The organism is Halorubrum sp. B52 (genome assembly GCF_059752555.1).
The window spans coordinates 14,532-33,021 of the sequence record NZ_MWTG01000005.1 but is presented as its reverse complement, the minus strand read 5'-3'; the positions used below and the strand labels follow the sequence as shown (position 1 = coordinate 33,021).

At 57.9% G+C, this 18,490-nt stretch carries 22 protein-coding genes and 2 pseudogenes; 14 read left to right on the top strand and 10 right to left on the bottom strand.

What is annotated here, in order from left to right:
- Both B4V04_RS01075 and B4V04_RS01070 read left to right on the top strand, forming a co-directional pair.
- A complete protein-coding gene (locus tag B4V04_RS01075; RefSeq protein WP_004048666.1) occupies positions 1 to 459 on the top strand; it encodes a hypothetical protein in 459 nt (152 codons plus the stop codon).
- A complete protein-coding gene (locus tag B4V04_RS01070) occupies positions 456 to 1,694 on the top strand; it encodes a site-specific integrase (RefSeq protein ID WP_498228535.1) in 1,239 nt (412 codons plus the stop codon). Before B4V04_RS01075 ends, B4V04_RS01070 begins: the two co-directional genes overlap by 4 nt.
- A 35-nt stretch (positions 1,695 to 1,729) precedes the next feature.
- Here B4V04_RS01070 and B4V04_RS01065 read toward each other — a convergent pair.
- A pseudogene (locus B4V04_RS01065) lies at positions 1,730 to 2,270 on the bottom strand (hypothetical protein); the annotation flags it as partial.
- Here B4V04_RS01065 and B4V04_RS01060 point away from each other — a divergent pair.
- The 4 genes and pseudogenes from B4V04_RS01060 to B4V04_RS01045 all read left to right on the top strand — a co-directional run.
- Positions 2,259 to 2,480 (top strand): annotated as a pseudogene (locus tag B4V04_RS01060) (Lrp/AsnC ligand binding domain-containing protein); the annotation flags it as partial. The pseudogenes B4V04_RS01065 and B4V04_RS01060 sit on opposite strands and share 12 nt — an antisense overlap.
- A 72-nt stretch (positions 2,481 to 2,552) precedes the next feature.
- Complete coding sequence (locus tag B4V04_RS01055; RefSeq protein WP_049983668.1) at positions 2,553 to 3,707, top strand: DUF63 family protein; 1,155 nt, start codon at positions 2,553 to 2,555, stop codon at positions 3,705 to 3,707.
- 659 nt (positions 3,708 to 4,366) lie between these two features.
- A complete protein-coding gene (locus B4V04_RS01050; protein WP_241659241.1) occupies positions 4,367 to 4,678 on the top strand; it encodes a hypothetical protein in 312 nt (103 codons plus the stop codon).
- Positions 4,675 to 5,361, top strand: coding sequence for an NAD(P)-dependent oxidoreductase (locus B4V04_RS01045; RefSeq protein WP_142980494.1), 687 nt, complete (start codon positions 4,675 to 4,677; stop codon positions 5,359 to 5,361). Before B4V04_RS01050 ends, B4V04_RS01045 begins: the two co-directional genes overlap by 4 nt.
- A 374-nt stretch (positions 5,362 to 5,735) precedes the next feature.
- Here the strand turns inward: B4V04_RS01045 and B4V04_RS01040 are convergent, their stop codons facing one another.
- Positions 5,736 to 7,202: an amidohydrolase family protein gene (locus B4V04_RS01040; RefSeq protein WP_498228533.1), complete on the bottom strand. Its 1,467-nt coding sequence runs from the start codon at positions 7,200 to 7,202 to the stop codon at positions 5,736 to 5,738.
- Positions 7,203 to 7,530: 328 nt separating this feature from the next.
- On the opposite strand from B4V04_RS01040, the gene B4V04_RS01035 reads away from it, so the two are divergent.
- The 8 genes from B4V04_RS01035 (at position 7,531) to B4V04_RS01000 (ending at position 13,233) form a co-directional block, all read left to right on the top strand.
- Positions 7,531 to 8,925 (top strand): permease, encoded by a 1,395-nt coding sequence (locus tag B4V04_RS01035; RefSeq protein WP_498228531.1) that lies wholly within the window; start codon positions 7,531 to 7,533, stop codon positions 8,923 to 8,925.
- Between the two features lie 125 nt (positions 8,926 to 9,050).
- Positions 9,051 to 9,641, top strand: coding sequence for a helix-turn-helix transcriptional regulator (locus B4V04_RS01030; protein ID WP_142980491.1), 591 nt, complete (start codon positions 9,051 to 9,053; stop codon positions 9,639 to 9,641).
- Between the two features lie 25 nt (positions 9,642 to 9,666).
- On the top strand, positions 9,667 to 10,371 hold the full coding sequence (locus B4V04_RS01025; protein WP_498228530.1) for a DUF7546 family protein: 705 nt from the start codon (positions 9,667 to 9,669) through the stop codon (positions 10,369 to 10,371).
- A gap of 272 nt (positions 10,372 to 10,643) precedes the next feature.
- Complete coding sequence (locus tag B4V04_RS01020) at positions 10,644 to 10,961, top strand: hypothetical protein (RefSeq protein ID WP_142980489.1); 318 nt, start codon at positions 10,644 to 10,646, stop codon at positions 10,959 to 10,961.
- A gap of 63 nt (positions 10,962 to 11,024) precedes the next feature.
- Complete coding sequence (locus B4V04_RS01015) at positions 11,025 to 11,372, top strand: SHOCT domain-containing protein (protein ID WP_142980488.1); 348 nt, start codon at positions 11,025 to 11,027, stop codon at positions 11,370 to 11,372.
- 104 nt (positions 11,373 to 11,476) lie between these two features.
- Positions 11,477 to 11,893, top strand: a complete 417-nt coding sequence (locus tag B4V04_RS01010) for a DUF302 domain-containing protein (RefSeq protein WP_142980487.1) — start codon at positions 11,477 to 11,479, stop codon at positions 11,891 to 11,893.
- 6 nt (positions 11,894 to 11,899) lie between these two features.
- On the top strand, positions 11,900 to 12,253 hold the full coding sequence (locus B4V04_RS01005; RefSeq protein ID WP_004048653.1) for an SHOCT domain-containing protein: 354 nt from the start codon (positions 11,900 to 11,902) through the stop codon (positions 12,251 to 12,253).
- A gap of 134 nt (positions 12,254 to 12,387) precedes the next feature.
- Positions 12,388 to 13,233: a plastocyanin/azurin family copper-binding protein gene (locus B4V04_RS01000; protein WP_246057995.1), complete on the top strand. Its 846-nt coding sequence runs from the start codon at positions 12,388 to 12,390 to the stop codon at positions 13,231 to 13,233.
- Between the two features lie 135 nt (positions 13,234 to 13,368).
- Here B4V04_RS01000 and B4V04_RS00995 read toward each other — a convergent pair whose 3' ends face one another.
- The 8 genes from B4V04_RS00995 to B4V04_RS00960 form a co-directional block, all read right to left on the bottom strand.
- On the bottom strand, positions 13,369 to 14,121 hold the full coding sequence (locus B4V04_RS00995; RefSeq protein ID WP_142980486.1) for an ABC transporter permease: 753 nt from the start codon (positions 14,119 to 14,121) through the stop codon (positions 13,369 to 13,371).
- Positions 14,118 to 14,720 carry an ABC transporter permease gene (locus B4V04_RS00990; RefSeq protein ID WP_241659229.1) on the bottom strand — a complete coding sequence of 201 codons (603 nt, stop codon included), beginning with the start codon at positions 14,718 to 14,720 and terminating at the stop codon, positions 14,118 to 14,120. Before B4V04_RS00990 ends, B4V04_RS00995 begins: the two co-directional genes overlap by 4 nt.
- Before the next feature lie 127 nt (positions 14,721 to 14,847).
- Positions 14,848 to 15,471 carry an ABC transporter ATP-binding protein gene (locus B4V04_RS00985; protein WP_142980484.1) on the bottom strand — a complete coding sequence of 208 codons (624 nt, stop codon included), beginning with the start codon at positions 15,469 to 15,471 and terminating at the stop codon, positions 14,848 to 14,850.
- Positions 15,472 to 15,687: 216 nt separating this feature from the next.
- Positions 15,688 to 16,290, bottom strand: a complete 603-nt coding sequence (locus tag B4V04_RS00980) for an AsnC family transcriptional regulator (protein ID WP_142980483.1) — start codon at positions 16,288 to 16,290, stop codon at positions 15,688 to 15,690.
- Positions 16,291 to 16,373: 83 nt separating this feature from the next.
- Positions 16,374 to 16,514 (bottom strand): YHS domain-containing protein, encoded by a 141-nt coding sequence (locus B4V04_RS00975; protein ID WP_142980482.1) that lies wholly within the window; start codon positions 16,512 to 16,514, stop codon positions 16,374 to 16,376.
- Positions 16,515 to 16,862: 348 nt separating this feature from the next.
- Entirely contained in the window at positions 16,863 to 17,744 is an 882-nt protein-coding gene (locus B4V04_RS00970) for a class I SAM-dependent methyltransferase (protein WP_142980481.1), read from the bottom strand.
- 7 nt (positions 17,745 to 17,751) lie between these two features.
- On the bottom strand, positions 17,752 to 17,952 hold the full coding sequence (locus B4V04_RS00965) for a hypothetical protein (RefSeq protein WP_394348376.1): 201 nt from the start codon (positions 17,950 to 17,952) through the stop codon (positions 17,752 to 17,754).
- 222 nt (positions 17,953 to 18,174) lie between these two features.
- A complete protein-coding gene (locus tag B4V04_RS00960; RefSeq protein WP_498228527.1) occupies positions 18,175 to 18,435 on the bottom strand; it encodes a DUF411 domain-containing protein in 261 nt (86 codons plus the stop codon).
- Between the last annotated feature and the right edge of the window lie 55 nt (positions 18,436 to 18,490).

Here is an 18,490-nt window from a genome sequence, read left to right as displayed (position 1 = left end):
ATGTCGGTCCCGCATCCCGGTGGTGACCCGAACGCAAACTTCTACGCCCAGCTAAAGCGGGACGTCCTCGACCGTGTGCCACAGATCACGACAGTCGAGTTCGTTCCTGATGATATCGAGGCCAAACAGCTGCGGGCACGGTTTGATCCAGCCCGTCTCGACCCTTCGACAGGGCCTGAGTCGCCGGAACTGTCCATCAAGTGGTACCGGCAGGAGCCACATGATTGGTTCCGTATCAATTACACCGATCCGAACACGGGCTTTCACGCCGGCTGGCACCAGGACGAAGACCATCCCGATCTGGGACGGACGCATTTCCAGTACTCAGTCGCCGATACGGAGGACCGCTGGGGGATCACCTTCGAACACGAGACTCCCTCCCTGATTCTCTGGGAAATCGTCGAAGAGCTCCTTGAGGACGTCCGTCCGACCTACCAGTACGCGAACGAGGAACCATGACACCCCGAGAACGCGCCGATCGGTCACTCGCGAGCTCCTTCGAACGGTATCTCCAGGACAAGGGGAAGGGTCGCGGTGGCGACGGTGGGAACTATCGACGAAACGCAGCCCGCGAGCTCGAGCGGTTCGCCGAGTGGGCCGCCGGCGACCGCGGCGACGACGACTGGACCGGGATCGTCCCCGACGACGTCGACCGGGAGCCCACCTTTGACGATCTCGACGAACGCGTGTTCCGGGAGTACGCTCGGCATCTCGGGGGAGATCGGGGACTCAAGCAGAACACGGTACAAACCTATTACCGCTATATCTCTGCGTGGTGTGGGTGGTGTGTCAACGAGGGATATCTTGAGGCCCACTACGCGCAGCGGGCCAGTGCGATGGCGCCGCTGCCGGAGGACGACGGCCGCAAGCCCGGCGACCAGCAGGCCTGGACGTCTGAACAGCGCCACGCCCTCACCCGCCACGTCGACGAACGGGCCCGCGACGCCGTCGAGGCGTACACGATACTTCCGGAGGATACTGACCCCCTCGACAAGCAGCGAGGACGCTACGCGGCGCTGAAGGCGGCTCGTGACCGGGCGCTGGTGTTCGTCCTCGCGTACACCGCCGTCCGCGTCGGCGAACTCCTCCGGGACCCGAATGACCCGCGCCGACGCGGTGTTCGCTGGGAGGACATCTCCCTTGACGACGGGAGTATGGACGTCTACCGGAAGAAACAGCAGTGGGACGCCGCCAGTCTTCCCGACCCGGTGATCTCGCCGCTCCGGAGCTACCGCCAGCTGATGGACCCACCGACGGAGCGGTGGCCGGTGTTTCCAACGTTCGACCAACGGACGCTCGCAGGGCTCGTCCGGGAAGAGCTATCCGAACGAGGGGAACATCCGGAGGCAATCGCCGAACGCCGTGAGGAGTACGCTCGCGACCTCCTCCTGGCGCTTGAGGAGGATATTCGGCCGCCGTCGATCACGACGGATGGCGCACGGTCGATTCTCCAACGACTCTCAGAGGCTGCAGAGATCGACATCGACCATCCGAAACACGATTATCTTGCTCCGCACGGTGGTCGGCGTGGGATGGGTGAAGTTCTCGTTCGAGCATTCGGATATACTGTCGCCGCCCGGTATCTCGATAATTCGGAGGAAATGGTCCGTGAGCGGTACTCGCATATCGAGGCCGGCGAACTGGGGGATGTCGCCACCGAGGCGCTCAACGAGATCGACAGTATACCCCGGTAACTCGTATTTCGAGTACGAAGGATACACCGCCGCGTTCACACCGCGTCGACGGTGAACACCGAGTCGTCGCTGAGAACGACTTGCACGCGGCGGTGCCAGGCGTCAGCGAAGGCCTCCCGTTGCTGGTCGCTTGCCGATCCGTCGAGAATCCCCTGGAGGTTCCCGATCGCGGGTCACCGCCAGGAACGTCGCTGACGTGGTAGGCCACTTCGACGGTCTCGTCCGTGTCGGTTCGCCGGAATCGGAACGTCAGCTCCGCCGTGTCCGGGTCGAATGCGTCGAAGACGAGGAGGTCGCGGCGGCCGCCGTAGCCGCCGGCGAGCCCGTTGAATCCGTCATCGTCGGTCGCGCAGTCACGTACGAGATGATGCGGCTCATCACGCCGTACGCAGCATCGTCCTGCGGGCCGGCCGCCTGCACCTCGGTTTCGCTCCGAACTGGAAAGTCGTCGGGATACAGGGCGTCGAGCCCGAACCGGACGATCCGATAGGCGTTCGAGGCAGTCGGACAGGAGTGTCCCGCCTCTTCCACTACATTTCTATAGGTGGTGACGAACGGGTCGTCCGGTTCGAGGACGCGCTCGAACGCCTCCGCGGCATCGACGGCGTGCGCGAGATCCACCTCACCACCGGCGAGTGGGACATCATCCTCCGCGTCGTCGCGGCCGACACGGACCGGCTCCGGGAGCTGATGTTCGAGCGGATCGCGGAGACCGAGGGGTTCTCGCGCTCGCAGACGATGGTGATTCTCGGCACCGACTACGAGCAGCCCGGGCCGCCGCTGTAGCGGAGCGCGTGGCGCCGCCGCCCGCGCTACGGGACCGGAACGCTCAACTCGGGACCTCCCCGAACGGTGACCATGAGCACAGGTGTGGCGGACGGGTTCGACCCGTCGCCGGAGCGCGCGTGGGCGGCGGTCGTCGGCGGCGTCACGGCGTTGTTGGCGGTCGGATCGGTCGTCTTCCCGCGCGTCGTCTACGACCAGTTCCTCTGGCGCTACTTCTGGGGGCCGGTGGTCGCGGACGGCGAGGGCGCGCAGTGCGCGGTCCGCGACGCCGGCGGGACGGAGCTGCTTGGCAGCACCGCGGCGTGTCAGGCGGCTCGGGGCGCCGGGGAGGTCGTTGCCGCCCCGGGGTACACCACCTTCTCGACGGTGAGCTACGTGGTGATCCTGCTGGCGATGCTGATCGGCGTCGTCTTCCTCCTCCGCCGGCTCGACATCGCCACGGAGCTCCGCTTCTTCTACGCGCTGTTCCCGTTCATGCTGTTCGGCGGGGCGATGCGGACGGTCGAGGACGCGGGCGTCGCCGCGACCGCGGCCGGCGTCGAACCGCTGATCGCGTTCCCGGCGAGTGCGGTGCTGATCAGCCCGTTCATCTACTTCACGGTGTTCCTGTTCACGCTCGCGTGCGTGCTCGCCGCGTTCGGGCTCGAACGCCGTGGCGTCGTCGACGACTACGCGCGGCCGCTGTTCGCGTCGGGCGCCGCGGGGCTCGCGCTCGCGGTCGGGTATCTGTCCTATCTCGCGGCCACGACCGGTTACGTCACCTTCTATCCGCAGGTGCTCGTTCCCACGCTCGTCATCGCGACGGCCGCGACCGCGGGCACGTGGGCGCTGGCGACCCGGCAGATTCCGACGATCCGACAGGGGACCGGCGCGGCGGGGATCGTGATCATCTGGGGGCACGCGATCGACGGCGTCGCGAACGTGATCGGGCTCAACTGGATGCCCGCCCTGACCGGCACCGCGAACCTCGTGCCGAAACACGTCGTCAACGCGCTGATCGTCGACTGGACCGGGCGGCTGCTGCCGGCGTCAATCGTCTCCGTCACCGGCGACGCGTGGCCGTTTCTGTTGGTGAAGCTCGCGGCCGCGACGTTCGTCGTCTGGGTGTTCAACGGGGAAATGTACGAGGAGTCGCCGCGGTACACGCTGCTGCTGTTGATCACGGTGCTCGCGGTCGGGCTCGGCCCGGGCACGCGGGACATGCTGCGCGCGACGTTCGGCGTATAAGTACCGGACTCTCGTTCCGTCGTTCGTTTATTTGGCTACTACCGGTGACGTCGTCTGAGTCGCTCTCACTTCCCGTAATTGCCTGGTAGAGGAGGTAGGCACCGCCGACGAGGGCAGCTAAAAAAAGGAGCTGCATGATGATACCGGCGATAAACATCCAAGTTGGTATGGTCCCGTCTCCCCACATATGGCCGCCCATGTGCCACCCATCATCGGGCCAACTCCCATCATCCCGAAGCCCATGAAGAACATCGGGAAGAGGACGAACGCACCGATGATAATGAGAACAATCGTAATGAGTCGTGTATCGTCTGTTTTGTCAGACATATTTTCCCTCCGTGAAATGCGTCTCCAGTTCTCAATACGAGTTCCCTATTCAATGCGATTGTGTCTTACCTTCTTGTGGGCTACCTCGGGAATACTTTCGACATCCCATCTTTGCAACAGTTCTGCGTTCGAATCCAATCTCATTCTGGGAGCCTTCGCGCTGTCACGCTGACTCATCGGGCTGGATCGTGCTAAGAGAAGGGTTCAGTAATGGGTCAAACCCCGTGCCGTGGTGCTTTTTTGTCATCATATTTTGGCGGGTAGCAGTTTGATGTAGCCGGTTTCGAATCGTATCCACAAACTCAGTGAATTACCCGCTCGTAGTATCTCATATGAGCACTCCACCCGAGCAAACCGGCGTTCGTCAGATCCCGGAATCCAGTCAGGAATCACCGCGTCTCGATCCGCTTCCATTTGCTGCGGCAGCAGCTACTGTCGCAGCTGTGATTATGCTTTTACTCGGCCTCTTCGGGGCGATCGGAATCTACGAAGGTGGGGTCGAGATGATGGAGCAGTGGCATTTGTTCTTCACGCCGACACCTGCTGGGACTATCGCTGGAATCCTTGAAGCAGTGGTCATTACAGGTGTATTCACCTACCTGTTTGCTGAGTTGTACAACCGCTTTACCGGTTCACTCTCATGAAACTCGCTGTGTTCGGGGCGACTGGTGGGACAGGACGACGTTTGATAACGCAGGCCCTGGCCGCCGATTATGACGTTCGGGCCCTCACCCGATCCCAGGCTAAACTCCCGCCAGGTGAGCAGATCACAGCTATCGAGGGAAATGTCTTGGATCCAGGGGCAGTCTCTGAAACAGTCGAGAATACAGACGCCGTGGTTTGTCTCCTTGGACGAACGCCGAACAACCCACCGGATGTCGTGTCGCGGGGAACTCGAAACATCATCGAGGCGATGGATGACCGGCCAGTCAGCCGATTACTCGTGTTAACGTCGATGGGTCTCGGTTCGAGCTCTGAAACCGTTCCGTGGTATGTCCGAATTGCAAACGCAACCGCTCTCCACGATCTGATGGCAGACAAGGCCCGGCAAGAAGAACTGGTCATGCAAAGCGACCTCGACTGGACGATCGTACGGCCCGGTGGATTGACGGACACACCGCGAACCGGAGAATACGTCCACGGTGTCGATATTGATGCCAGTGCTCGGCCGATTTCACGGGCTGATGTCGCCGATTTTCTGCTTCAAATCGTTCAAGAGGACCTATACGTTCGAGAGACGCCGATAGTCACCAGCCAAGAGAACGCCGATCTCGGATTTTTCCTGGATCAGATTGCGACGATCGCGAAGCGACTCAAAACTAACTGAGACAACAGCTGTACGAGTCCCGCGACTGATTGCGCAAAAGCGAGTTGCTTCCCGAGCGAATTACCCAAACAGGACATCACGATACTGCCACCCCAGGACAATAACGACCAGAAGTGCCACTACACCCCCGATTAGGAAGCTAAAGCCACTTCCATCATATCCGTAGGGAACCGGCAGGTCGGTGGTCTGATCCAACACCAGCAACACTACAGCGAGGCCGGCGACACCGAGACCAATCACCCGACCGAGTGGGGAATCACTCCGTTTACCGGGCATAGCTGTACATAGCCGGCGTCTCCTTGAAGAGTGTACTGCAAGACCGGCTGCTCCGTCTATCGCGCTGAAGGGTGTGTGGACTGTTCTTTGCCACCCGCTTAGAATGGGAATCGATCACGCACAGATTGAATCGCGAGGCGGGTCAGGAGTCGCGCAGGGCCACGCTTTGGGAGGTCCCGTACTGTCTCGATGCTGGTGGGAGGTTCACTGCCACCTACGTGTAGCTCCCAGCCAGTCTCGTCCACGAAGCGTTCGACAGCCTGGTTTGCTCGCTGTCGCACGTCGTCCGAATCCATCGTCTCGGGTGCGCCGTCCCGAAGAACGATGTCGCCGTCGACGATCACTGTCTCTACGTCGGCCGGGACCGCGTTGTTCACGACGTGTGCGGGAACGTTGGTCAGTGGCGTGAACTTCGGTTTGTCGACGTCGAGGAGGATAATATCCGCGCGCTTTCCCGCTTCGATACTGCCGATCTCGTCGTCCATCCCCAGCGCGCGTGCGCCCTCGATAGTGAGCATTCGTATCAGTTCCATCGAGTCGAACTGCCCAGCTGAACGCTTGAGATTTGCCGCCAGCCGAGCTTGCCGCGCTTCACCGAACATGCTGTACGAGTCGTGCCAGTAGTGGTCGTCAATCCCTACTCCGACGTCGACGCCGGCGGCTCGAAGCTCGGGAACGGGCGTCCACTGCGTCTCCCCGTTCGGATTCCAGTAACAGAAGACGGACGGGCAGTGCGCAACAGCCGCGTCCGCCTCGGCGGTTCGCTGGATGTCCTCTTCGTCGGCGAGGCGGAAGTGAGCAGCGACCAGTCGGTCGTCCAGGAGTCCAACGTCGTCGAGCAATCCCACCGAGTCCTCGCCACCGTTCGCTCGTGCCATCGTGTTACTCTCCTCGAGTTCGAGCAAGTGCGTGTGGACGAGCAGGTCCGGGTACTCTGCGGCGAGGGACGCGGTCCGTTCCCACAGCTGCCTGGTACACGACCAGTCGTCGTGCGGGCAGATCGTCGCCCTGATTCGGCCCTCGTACGTGTCGTGGTACGTTTCGACGAACTCGCGAGCACGGGAGAACTGCTGATCGACTGGTTGGTCCCAGAAGAGGTCCGAGATCGCCGGGCCGAAAAATCCGCGGAGCCCTGCTTCCCCGAACGCCTCTGCACCTGCGGCAGGCCGTGCGTCCATCGAGTTCACGGTCGTGACACCGCCCAGGAGGAAATTGAGCGCTGCGAGCTCGACGCCTGCCTCGACGAGGTACTCGAATTCGCCGTTCCCTAGTCTGTTAAACAAGGCCGTCCCACTCCCGAGCATCTCCGTCAGATCGAGTTCGCTAAACGCACCGATGAGCGGTGTCATCTCCAGGTGCGTGTGGGCGTTCACCAACCCCGGCATCACCAGTTTCCCGTTCCCGTCGATAACGGTGGACGCTTCTAATTCTCCGTCTCCTGCACGTGACGGTCGGACTTCTTCGATACAGCCATCGGTGATGCATACTGTGCCGCGCTCGTACAGGCGGTTCCGCTCGTCGGCTGTGAGAACGAGTGCATCATGGATTGCCAGATCGACAGCCATCGTAAATTAGGAAGTGGATGTGACAGTTACCGTACTGGACAACCGAGCAGGCCGGCGAACGCTGTTCTTCCAGGTGATGTTCCCCTCATTTGGGATATCATCGGTCTCTACTGGTCCCATTAGCCTCTAATACGTCGGCGTGATTTAATCAGATTCCCCTTTTGAATCTGAAGTCGGAGTCCGCGGAGCTTGTGGAGGTTTGCAAGGTTTTTCCCTCTTCACAATAGATCATCTATGGCCGACGGTTACGATACCATAGTACTGATACCCTCATAGGCAGCATATTCTAATCAAAACCGCAATAGATGATCCCTACAATGATACACCTATGCAGGCGACGATAATCGACGGAGTTCTTGAATCCCTCCGTATCGGTGTCGGATTTCTCTGGACGGCGGCGTGGGCGATCATCATGGGCCTCACGATTACGAGTCTGGTCCAGGTCTACGTCTCGAAGGAGCGGATGGCACAGGTGCTAGGTGAGGGCGATCTAACTGGACTTACCAAGGCGACTGTGTTCGGAGCAGCAAGCAGTGGCTGTAGTTTCGGCGCCGTCGCCATCGGGAAGGGGCTGTTCAAGAAGGGGGCGCACGCGGTGAACTTCCTCGCGTTCATGTTCGCGTCGACCAACCTCATCGTCGAACTCGGGTTGATGATCCTGATCCTGCTCGGGTGGGAATTCCTTCTCGCGGAGTTGCTCGGCGGCCTCATCCTCATCGTTGTTATGGCGGGTATCGTTCACCTCACGCTTCCCGAGAACCTCTTCGATGAGGTTCGGGACACGCTCAACGAGCGCGACCGTGAGGCGGGCCTCACCGAAGACCCGACCTGCGGGATGGAAGGCAAAGACGAGTACACGCTCACGACTGACGGCGGTGAGACGCTCAAATTCTGCTCGGAGGGCTGTATGGAGACCTACCGCCAGGAGACGTCGAGTCGCGGCGGGTGGCGTGACGAGTTGCTGTCGTGGGGTGGCTGGTACAAGGTCGGGAATCAGTACCGCAAGGAGTGGTCGATGATCTGGAAAGACATCGTCGCCGGCTTCCTTATTTCTGGGTTCGTCATCGTCTTCGTCCCGCAGTGGGTGTGGAACACGCTGTTCATTCAGGGCGACGGCCTGTTCGTGACTGCCGAGAACGCCGTCATGGGCGTCATCATCGCCGTGCTCAGTTTCGTCGGCAGTATGGGGAACGTCCCGTTCGCCGTCGCGCTGTGGGGCGGTGGCGTCAGCTTCGCCGGGATCATCGCATTCGTCTATGCCGATCTCATCACCGTGCCCGTGTTGAACGTCTACCGGAAGTACTACGGCTGGAAGATCATGCTGTACATCCTCGGCGTCTTCTTCGTCACGATGGCGTTCACCGGCTTCCTCATGGAGTTGCTGTTCGACGCCCTCGACATCGTCCCAGATCTGGCCGGTGGCGAGACGGCGACCGAACAGACGTACTTCCAGCTCAACTACACGTTCTACCTCAATATTATCGCCTTCGCACTCTCTGGATTCCTCCTCTACGTTTACCGGCGCGGACTCGGCGCACCGGGTCAGTATCGTGATCCAGTGTGTGGGATGCGAACCGACGATGAGGCCCCGAGTGCATCCCATGATGGGACGACGTACTATTTTTGCTCAAAGAAATGCAAGCGTACGTTCGAAGAAGAACCCACGGAATTTGCTGATCAAAGCCCGCAGATATCGAGCCACGATCATGACCATGACCACTGATGATCGCACTGTGACCCATCCGCTGTGAAGGGGTTCATCATCACAGTTTCAATCCGCAATTGTCACAACTACTGTACCCAAATAAACGGTATGAATAGTCAAATCTCGCAACTCGGGGCCGTCATATGAATCGCCGTCGAGCAGATACTGTCGTCGGTGTACTTGTCGGGTTCGTTCTCCTGGCCGGCGGGGTACTCAGTTGGCGAGCCTATCAACAGCGTCGGGCTATCGAGCAATCGATGGGGTCGATGATGGGTTCATCTATGGGGACGATGCACGGCACAGACCCCCTCTGGTACGTGGTTGGAACCCTGCTGGTCGCTGGCGTTATCGGTAGCGTCTATTACGTGGTCCGGGGAGAACTCACCGATCCAGAAGTGGCTGACACAACGACGCCTGTCGATTCCGTACAGATATCGGCAACGGCTACGTCGATGGACGATGAAGCCTCGCCGGCGACGTCTATCAATCCTGAATCGGACCCACAAGCACGCGTTCTCGATCTCTTACCGGATGATGAACGACGCGTTCTCGAACCCGTCTTGAACTCCCCCGGAATAACGCAGATCGAACTTCGGGATCGATCTGAGTTCTCGAAGAGTAAAGTGAGCCAGACTGTGAGTTCACTCGAGGAGCGCGGGCTGCTGTATCGGGAACGACAGGGTCGGACCTATCGCGTGTATCCGAGTGATGATCTACAGAACCAACAAACCTAGAACTTCATACACACACTACCCCATCATGCCACAAGCAACACTCGAAAGCGATCATGTGAGCCGACTTCTCAAGTCAAGTACGTGGCTGAATCTCCTCCTCGCCGCACAGTTGATTGCCGGGCTGGTGTATGCATTTTTCACAGGAGATATGGGGAGTCGGTGGACCCATTTCGTCCTTCCGTTCATTTGGTTCACCGCCTCACTCTGGGCGATCTGGCACACCCGACCTGAGACGACACGTCGCGTGTATCGTCTTGGTGCCGCACTTGTCGTTGCTCTATACCTCATCGTGATGTTTTATTTTTCAGGATTACTTGGACCGAGCACCTCTCATTTCGGACAGCTCACTGGACCAAACGGCTTCGGAATAATGTGGGGTCGATCTTTGGGGTGGAGTCCGGTCTTCATCTATACAGGTGACCTGATCACGGTCTCGCTCATTCCTTACCAAGCGGTTGGCCTGTTCGCGCTGGCGTATCTCGTCTATGATGCGTTGCTTGATTTCTCGCAGTCGGCGGTCGGAGGAATTGTCGGGATTGTAGCGTGTCCTGCCTGCGTTAGTCCGTTGTTTGCTGTTCTACTTGCAGGCGGACTAAGTGGTTCTTCAACGATGCTATTGCTTGGTGCGTATGGCTACGAGATTGCGACCGTTCTGTTTCTCGTGACGATTGGAATCCTCTACCATCGTCAGGCACTCACGAGGCAGTATCACCAGTTCCGAGGGAACTGACCCATCTCGTTCGTGGTTAGCAATACCCGAGCCTCCCTCGCCGCCTGAACCGTGGTTATTGTCTGGATCGCCGCAATGAGGTGAACAGTCTCGACGGATCCCCTTTGCTCTCACCATTCCTCTGATCCCCTCGAATTCGGCAGGTATGAACGATCCCGTCAGTAGAAAACGTTTAGATGGCGTTATAGACGTTCTTGAACGCTCTCCTGTTTGAGTTCACTCCCACGAAGATAACTCCGAACCCACCGTATGACTACGTGAGGCGAAAGACAATGACCAACCGAAACCTCGGACGATGGCTGCTCGTGGCGCTCGCGATTGTCGGACTCGCGTTTGCCGCCCCGGTAGTTAGCGCACACGGTGACGAACCGATCCAGGGGAACGAGACGGCAGCTGAAGGGACGCCAGCCGGTGGTAGTGCAGCAGACTGGGCGGCCTGGATGGAAGGTCACATGACCGACTACATGGGCCCGAATGCCGTTGACGAGATGGAAGCGCACATGGGCGTGACCGTCGACGAGATGGCCCAGGATATGGCGGATGACAATCACACCGCTACGGGGATGAACGGACAGGGGTACGGCTGCTAACGATCCCTGTTCGGGTCCTCGTCTGAAACGATCGATATTCGACTTACTGACTCACCGATCACAATGACACACTACACCAACACTCTCGGGCGGACGATTCGTCGAATCGCAATGCTTACACTTCCGCTGTTGATTGCAGTTACGGGCACCGCAGCAGCTCACGGTGGTGGAGGCTACGGCGGCGGTATGATGGGTAGCGGCGGTTGGGGGGTCTTCAGCGGTGGAATGGGCCTCTGGAGCTTCCTTTGGATGGGGCTCCTGATCGTCGTCCCGCTCTATCTCGTCTACTCACTCCTCAACAGAGATTCTGAGAGGAGTGATAGTCGGCCGCTTGCGATTCTCCGTGAGCGTTACGCTCGCGGTGAACTCTCCGATGAAGAGTTCGACCGTCGACGAAAGCAACTCGAGTAGTGCCCATGACCGAAATAGAAGGAGCATCGTCGAGAAAAATTCTCGTCTGCCAGTTGGGGCGACGGGACCGAACCCTTAAGTCCGTAAAAAGAATACAGTATTACATGAAATACACAATACAAACCAAGATTGATGGAGAGTTCGACGATATCGTCGACGCAACAAATGCCGCGCTCAAAAACGAGGGATTCGGTGTTCTCTGTGACATCGACATTCAGGCGACGCTCAAGGAGAAACTCGGCGAGGAGTTCCGCCAGTATCGCATCCTCGGTGCGTGCAATCCCCCGCTGGCATACGAAGGGTTGAGTGCAGAAACTGAACTCGGTGCGCTCTTGCCCTGTAACGTCATCGTCTATGAGACTGATGACGGCGTCATCGTGGTGAGTGCGGTCGATCCGGAACAGCTAGTCGGGATTGCTGACAACGATGCACTTGACTCCATCGCGACCGAGGTCAGCGAACGATTCGACCGCGTACTGGCAGCCGTAACAGACGAGTTTGAACCCGTATCGGAGGCCTGATCTCTGATGGCATCATCGGATCAACTGGATACGACGACGATACTGCTCATCGTCCTCGGAGCGTTCATCCTCCTTCCCTTGCTCACAATGGGTATGGGGTTCGGAGGGATGATGGGATACGGAGGAATGATGGGCCAGTACGGTACCACAGGTGGTTGGTGGCCCTTCATCGGTATGCTCGTCCCGCTCATCTTCCTCCTTGCGCTTCTGGGCGGTGGATATCTTATCTTTCGGCAGATGAGCGAGACACAGACGTCTCATAATCCCGCGATGGAAGAGCTCCGTCTGGCGTACGCTCGTGGCGATCTCACGGACGAAGAGTTCGAAGCCCGACGAGAAAAGCTCGAACAATCAGAGTGACCACTACCCAAACCGCGTTTCACCCGTTTGAACACCTGCGGATCGACTCGAGGGTATCGAAACCAACCGTTCGGCAGCATCGTTCCGTTACATCGAAATGGTGTGCTCGATTCAGCATATGGTTATGAGTAGTAATGGGAACAAGCGACAAGTTCGGAGTGAGTCACGTCCGAAGTCTTCGTACCAGTATCGCGCGTAGCTACCCCCTGACGAATGATACAGACCACATGACACATCACAGCCGACGTCAATTCTTAGGCATTGTCGGTGCCAGCGCGGTCGCCGGCACCGGCTTTGCTCAGTCAGCGAACGCACAGGAGACGCCCATCGTGGAGATGGGAAACAATTATTTCGACCCAATCGGCCTACGTGTTGATCCCGGGACAACCGTTCAATTTGAACTCGCAGCGGGGGCACATTCCGCTACGGCGTACGCAGATCGTATTCCGGAGGGCGCTTCCGCCTTCGATAGTGGGACGATCTCAGACGGGAGCTTCGAATATACGTTCGAAACGCCAGGGACGTATGATTACTACTGCATCCCGCACAAGTCGATTGGGATGGTCGGACGGATAGTGGTTGGCAGTCCTAGCGGACCGGCAGAGGAGGGTCCAATCCCGGATGGTGAGGTCCCATCGAGTGAGACGATTGTTGACCAGGGTACAGTCGCCTACGGCTCAAGCAGCGATAGAAGCGGGAATACTGGTGGTGGAATGATGGGACGAGGTGGTTCTGGAATGATGAGTGGCCGCAACGGAGGAGTTGGAGGGCTACCAGCTGTTGGTGGTGTACTCGGAATGCTGGGCGTTCTCGGTGGGGGGCTCTACTGGCTTGGAAACCAAAATTCTCCTCGATCGGCTACCGACGACTCAGCCAGAAAAACGCTCCAGAACCGCTATGCCAGGGGCGAAATTGACGAGGAGGAGTATAGACGCCGCCGTGAGCGATTAGATGCTACTGATGAGGACTTCTCCAACTGATTGCCACCGTGAGAGGGTGAACTGATCGGGGTCAAGTGATTCGGGGATTAGAGAATACCGTCCTCACCGATACCTTTGATTTCAGAACGATCCCGTGACCTGTTTTGTTCTATTTATGACTGATCTCTCTTGTGATCAACTCGCCTGCGTGACTCTGTAATATATACCAATTGCGAGCACGGCTACGAGGAGAAGATATCCAGTAGCCCACACCAACGAGAGAGCCGTATCTACGTCGGTTGTGAGTCCGGTATCGACCATTACACGGACTGGCCAATAGCCCGGAAAGAGTTTCATCCACCAATCAGGTTCAGATTGAATGAACAGCGGATCCTGAAACAGTCCGATATCGAGCATCGGGAGAATCAGCATTAGCCACATCCCGGCTAGGCGGTTGAAGACGGCCCCGACGAGCATCCCGATGAGGCCATACGTGAGCGAGACGACGAGCATCGCTGCGACGAACCACCAGAGATACTCGGGCTGGAAATCGACGCGCATCACACCAACTGAGACACCGGTGACGATGAGAGTAATTGCTGCGAGAACCCCAAACCGGGCAGCGATTACCTGTCGTGCACGATAGCCCGCGACTGCCAGACGACCGTCCGTGTCTTTGGCTTCTCGCATCAGGAACAACCCGGCGAGTCCGGCGATGAGAGCACTCGTAATCGGCGTCATAATCACGCCGTGGACCTCCGGCATTCCCCGCATCACCGTCACCGTCTCACCGTCGACGAGCGTTCGAACCGGCATCTCGACATTTTGGGTGACTGCGAACGCCAACGTGATGAACGAGACCGGTAAGACGACCAGCAGAGCGACGAGGACGTAGTTTCGCACCTGTTCTTTGATACCGATTGAGAACGCCGTTGTCGTGCGGTTCATGCGGACCACCCCCCACTGGTGCGCATCGTCATTCCGAACACTACGGTGACGAGTACGAGCAAGACCAACAGGTATCCGGCAACGAAGCCGAGATTACCTGTCGTATATGTGCCCTGGAACATCGCCTCCTGAAGGAGTTCCTTCGGATGATAGAGCGGGAAGTATTCCACGAACTCAGGAATGTCAGCAGCCAGCGGGCTGTCGCCACTGAGGAACGCATCCATCATCGCGAGGAACACCACGACGAGCGAGCCTTCGAACAGTCGTGGAAGGAGCGCACCGACGAGTGCGCCGAGAAACGCATAGACGAGGCCAGCAAGGACGAGGAATACGAACGTCAGGACAGGGGCTTCCGGTGAAATTGTCAGCCAAAGCACGCCGTAGTTCACGGCAGCCACGACGACCGTGACCCCTCCGAGCGTCGCTAATCGAGTCGCAAGCAATGTCCGAGGTGGATAGCCCGTCTGGACGAGCCGACGATCGGCTGTACGCGCACTGATCATCTGGGTGAGTCCCATCAGGCCGGCGATGATAGCGATCCCGAATATCGCTCCGAGGAGGCGACCCAGATCGATCGGAATCGCCTCAACTGTCGGCATAGTTGGCAACCCCGCCATCGCTTGTCCCCAGCCTTCGATAACGACAACCGGAAGTAGGAGTGCTAAGACGACATCCAGGGGGGTTCTGAGGAAGGTGGAGACGTTCGATCGAATCCCTGTTCGAACCCTATTCATCGGTCGCTTCCCCCCGTTCACTGGCCGTTGCATCAGTCTCGGCTTCTTGATCAGTCACGTCGTAGACTTGTCCGTCACGAACCTCGTAGATGCGGTCGAGACGACTTTGTTCCTCGATCAGGTGTGAAATCATCGTGACAGCTGTTCCGTCAGCAGCGAGTTCCTCTGCGAGATCCCAGAACGTGAGATACGTCTCCCAGTCGAATCCAGTGTAGGGCTCGTCCAGCATGAGGACGTCCGGGTTGTGCATCAGGGCGATACTGAGATTGATTTTCTGCCGGTTACCACCGCTGAGTTGGTCGATTCGGTAGTCAAGGTACTGCTCGAAATCGAGTTTCGACGCCAAGCGGTGTTTGGCCTCGTCGATTTCTTCGGCGGTCATTCCGTATCCGGAACCGAACAGTCGGAACGTCTCTCCGACCGTCAAGCGGTCGTAAAGCAGTGGTTCCTGTGGACACCAGCCAACGGTTCCCGTCCGTTCGACTGTTCCGGAATCCTGTTCGAGGACACCGACGAGGATGTTCATGAGCGTGGATTTGCCCGACCCGTTCGCGCCGACGATCCCGACGATTTCCCCCGTCCGAATTTCGAGATCGGCATCGGTGAGGACGGTCACTGACCGCGTAAATGGAAAACTCGATCCGTACGTTTTTTCAATCTCATTAGCACGGACGAGTACCTTGTTGCTTGTAGCTTCTCCTGTGGTGGTTGTGGACGCTTCCATAGGTGTATACACACGCTCCTAATTCACTACGATTACTGTTTCAAATCCAAACTATTAGCAGCAAACTCGTGAGTAATCAGGGATTGAGTACACAGCTAATGCTAGACTCTAAGCATCAGATTTCTCTTGACTTTCTGTATACTGTTCCCTATACGTTGTTTCACAGTTCTCACTGCAAAACTGCTGGAGTGAACCACCGACACGGGTGGCTAGTCCGTCTTCACCGACAGTGGTTCCGCAATTTGCACATTTGAGTGCGGATTCTGTCCCCTCGGCATACGCTGAGTGAGCAGTGCTCGACAGCAGTTGTACGTCGTATCGCCGCACGTCAGTCAGTGGTAGATATTGCTGTGCCCAGTTTCCGACTGTAGTCCGCGACGGCGTCGCAACAGCTACGATTTCGCCCTCCGCAGTTGTGAATACGTGTTCTACGGATGGGGTCTCGAGGATCGATTCTCGAAGAGAATCCGTCTTTCCGAACTCAGGCTGGAGGCGTACCATGACGTGTATCCGGTTTTCGTACTGTGTGAGGTCGAGATCAACGGTGAATCGACGAATGACACCTTCTTGCTCCAGTTGACGGACGCGTGCTGAAACCGACGGGGCTGAAAGATTTACTGCCTCAGCAATAGTACTGTATGGTCGTCTCGCGTTCTTCGCTAAAAGACGGAGGATTTCGCGATCCGTGTCGTCAAGTTCTGGTTGGGTCATCGAAAGGCGGAATGGGGGTGGGGGGATCGGGTGAATGGGGGTGGGTGTGGGGGGAGCTACGACGCAGGTGTGGGGTGTGACGGTTAGACGTAATCCTCCGGTGTCAAGGTGAACGTCTCCTTGCAGCCCTCGGCACAGAAGTAGTACGTTTGACCGTCGTACTCAGCTGTGGCCGCCGCATCCTTTTCATCGATGTCCATTCCACAGACTGGGTCAGTTGCCATTCGGTTTCACCCCACATCATACGTACGAGGGCCTAAATCAAGCAATTTGTTCTTAGTACTCCAAAGTCGAGATATTGAGCGATTTGAGCCGTGCTGCATAGTTTGGCTTGTCCGACCCCGGAATCAAGGATTAGTACCTCACAATACCGAACTATCGTCCGAGCATACCAATGGATTCCTATCCGTGTTTTTTTATAAATACTAGAGTCTGGACCAATTCTAAATCTATGGGTCACGATCCAACACCGACAATCACGGGCGATGAAGATCCCGCAGGTCCATCCAAGTCCGGAGGATGCTCAAGCGTCGACATGACGATTCGATTCTTTCACGTCGTGTGAGTAGCAGTCAAGTGGCCTCTATTTCCGCAACGAAGATAACGTGCCGCAGGAACGGCAGCGCGTGGTGAGCCTTCCTCACCTGCTCAGTAATCGCTGCGGGATCGAGATCATACGTTCCCAACAGTCGTTCAATGAGTGCCCGGAGCGGGCTCGTGAGTAGCTGGAGGTACAGCGTCGTCCACTTTCGGAAGCGTCCGACGCTGTGTTTCGTGATATCTTCGACCGCTTTGAGCTCATAGCTGGTATCGTCGAGAGCGGCTTTGTATCCTTCAACAGTACCTAACGGCGGCATATCCCACGCATCCGAAAATGAATCGACTAATCTCCGTTCCGTTTCAATCGCGTCGGATTGTGTCACGAGATCGGAGACTACGAAAACCCCATCGGGTACGAGGGTATCTGCGACTGTAGCGAAAACGCGGTTTCGGTCGGGGAGGTATACAAGCGCGTCGATTGCAGTACACGCGGTAAACGAGTCCCTGGTGAACGGGAGTTGTGTCGCGTCGCCAACGACGAACTCGGAATCGAGGTGCATACCCCGTGCGTTCTCGGTTGCCATCTGGATGTTGTACGGAACGAGGTCGACACCAGTGGCGTTGAAGCCGAACCGATCGGCGAGATGGAGCGCTGGACCACCCCGACCGCAGCCGACATCGAGAAGTCGTACTCCCTCCGTTGCAGGTAGGTGCGATACGACCCTCGAGCCGACTTCCGTGACGAGGCGACGCTGACTCGAGCCGACAATATGTGGCTGGTACCACTCCGAGTAGCCGAGATTGAGGAACTCGTCAGTGTCGAGCAGGAGATCGAAGATCCGCCAGATATCGGCTCGCTCGCCGCGGTAGGAGAACTGGTCGGTGACTCGGTTGCGTAGAGTACTCTGATCCATCGGTCACCTACTCGAGTTCGAAAACCTCTGAATAGCAGTACTCGGATTCGTCGCAGTACGCGAGGTCGGTACACCCGCGAGGACGCTGGTAGTCGATTCCTTTGTGCCGTCGGAGATACGTCACGTAACCGTCGTCGACGCGGTCGAGGATGTCGTGACAGATCCACTTCTCCCCGTACCAGGTGGTGCCCAGATTTCGGTACGGCACAGGAAGATCGTCCGCTCGACCGAATCGACCTGTGGCGTCTCGACGATCCGGACACCGACAAGGCGATACGCAATGCGAAGACGGGTGACGACCGATTCTGGCGTATTCGCACCGAGGAAAAGTACGTACGCGAGCACATACCCGGGATCGTGGAGGAGTCGTCGAATCATCGTTCTGGGTGTGGACTGCCGTCCCAAAGTATCTTGACCAGGTCTTCTCTGTTCAGATTTCGGTGTACACGTCACCTGTCTTTCCGCCGCCGAGTTTGTAGACGGTGAATGTATTGGACTTCGTCCCGCCCATCCCCGGCGATCCGGACGGCATACCGGGCAACGCGATGCCGTCAATCGCCGGCTCTTCATCGAGCATCGTCGCGATAACCTCGGCAGGAACATGTCCTTCGACGACGTACTCATCGAGGACGAGTGTGTGACAGCTCTGTAGATCCGATGGAATCTCGTGTTGGCGCTTGAGATCCGTCACGTCCTCGATTTCGGTTTCCCCGAGCGACGTGTCGAGATGGTCACGGAGATACGAC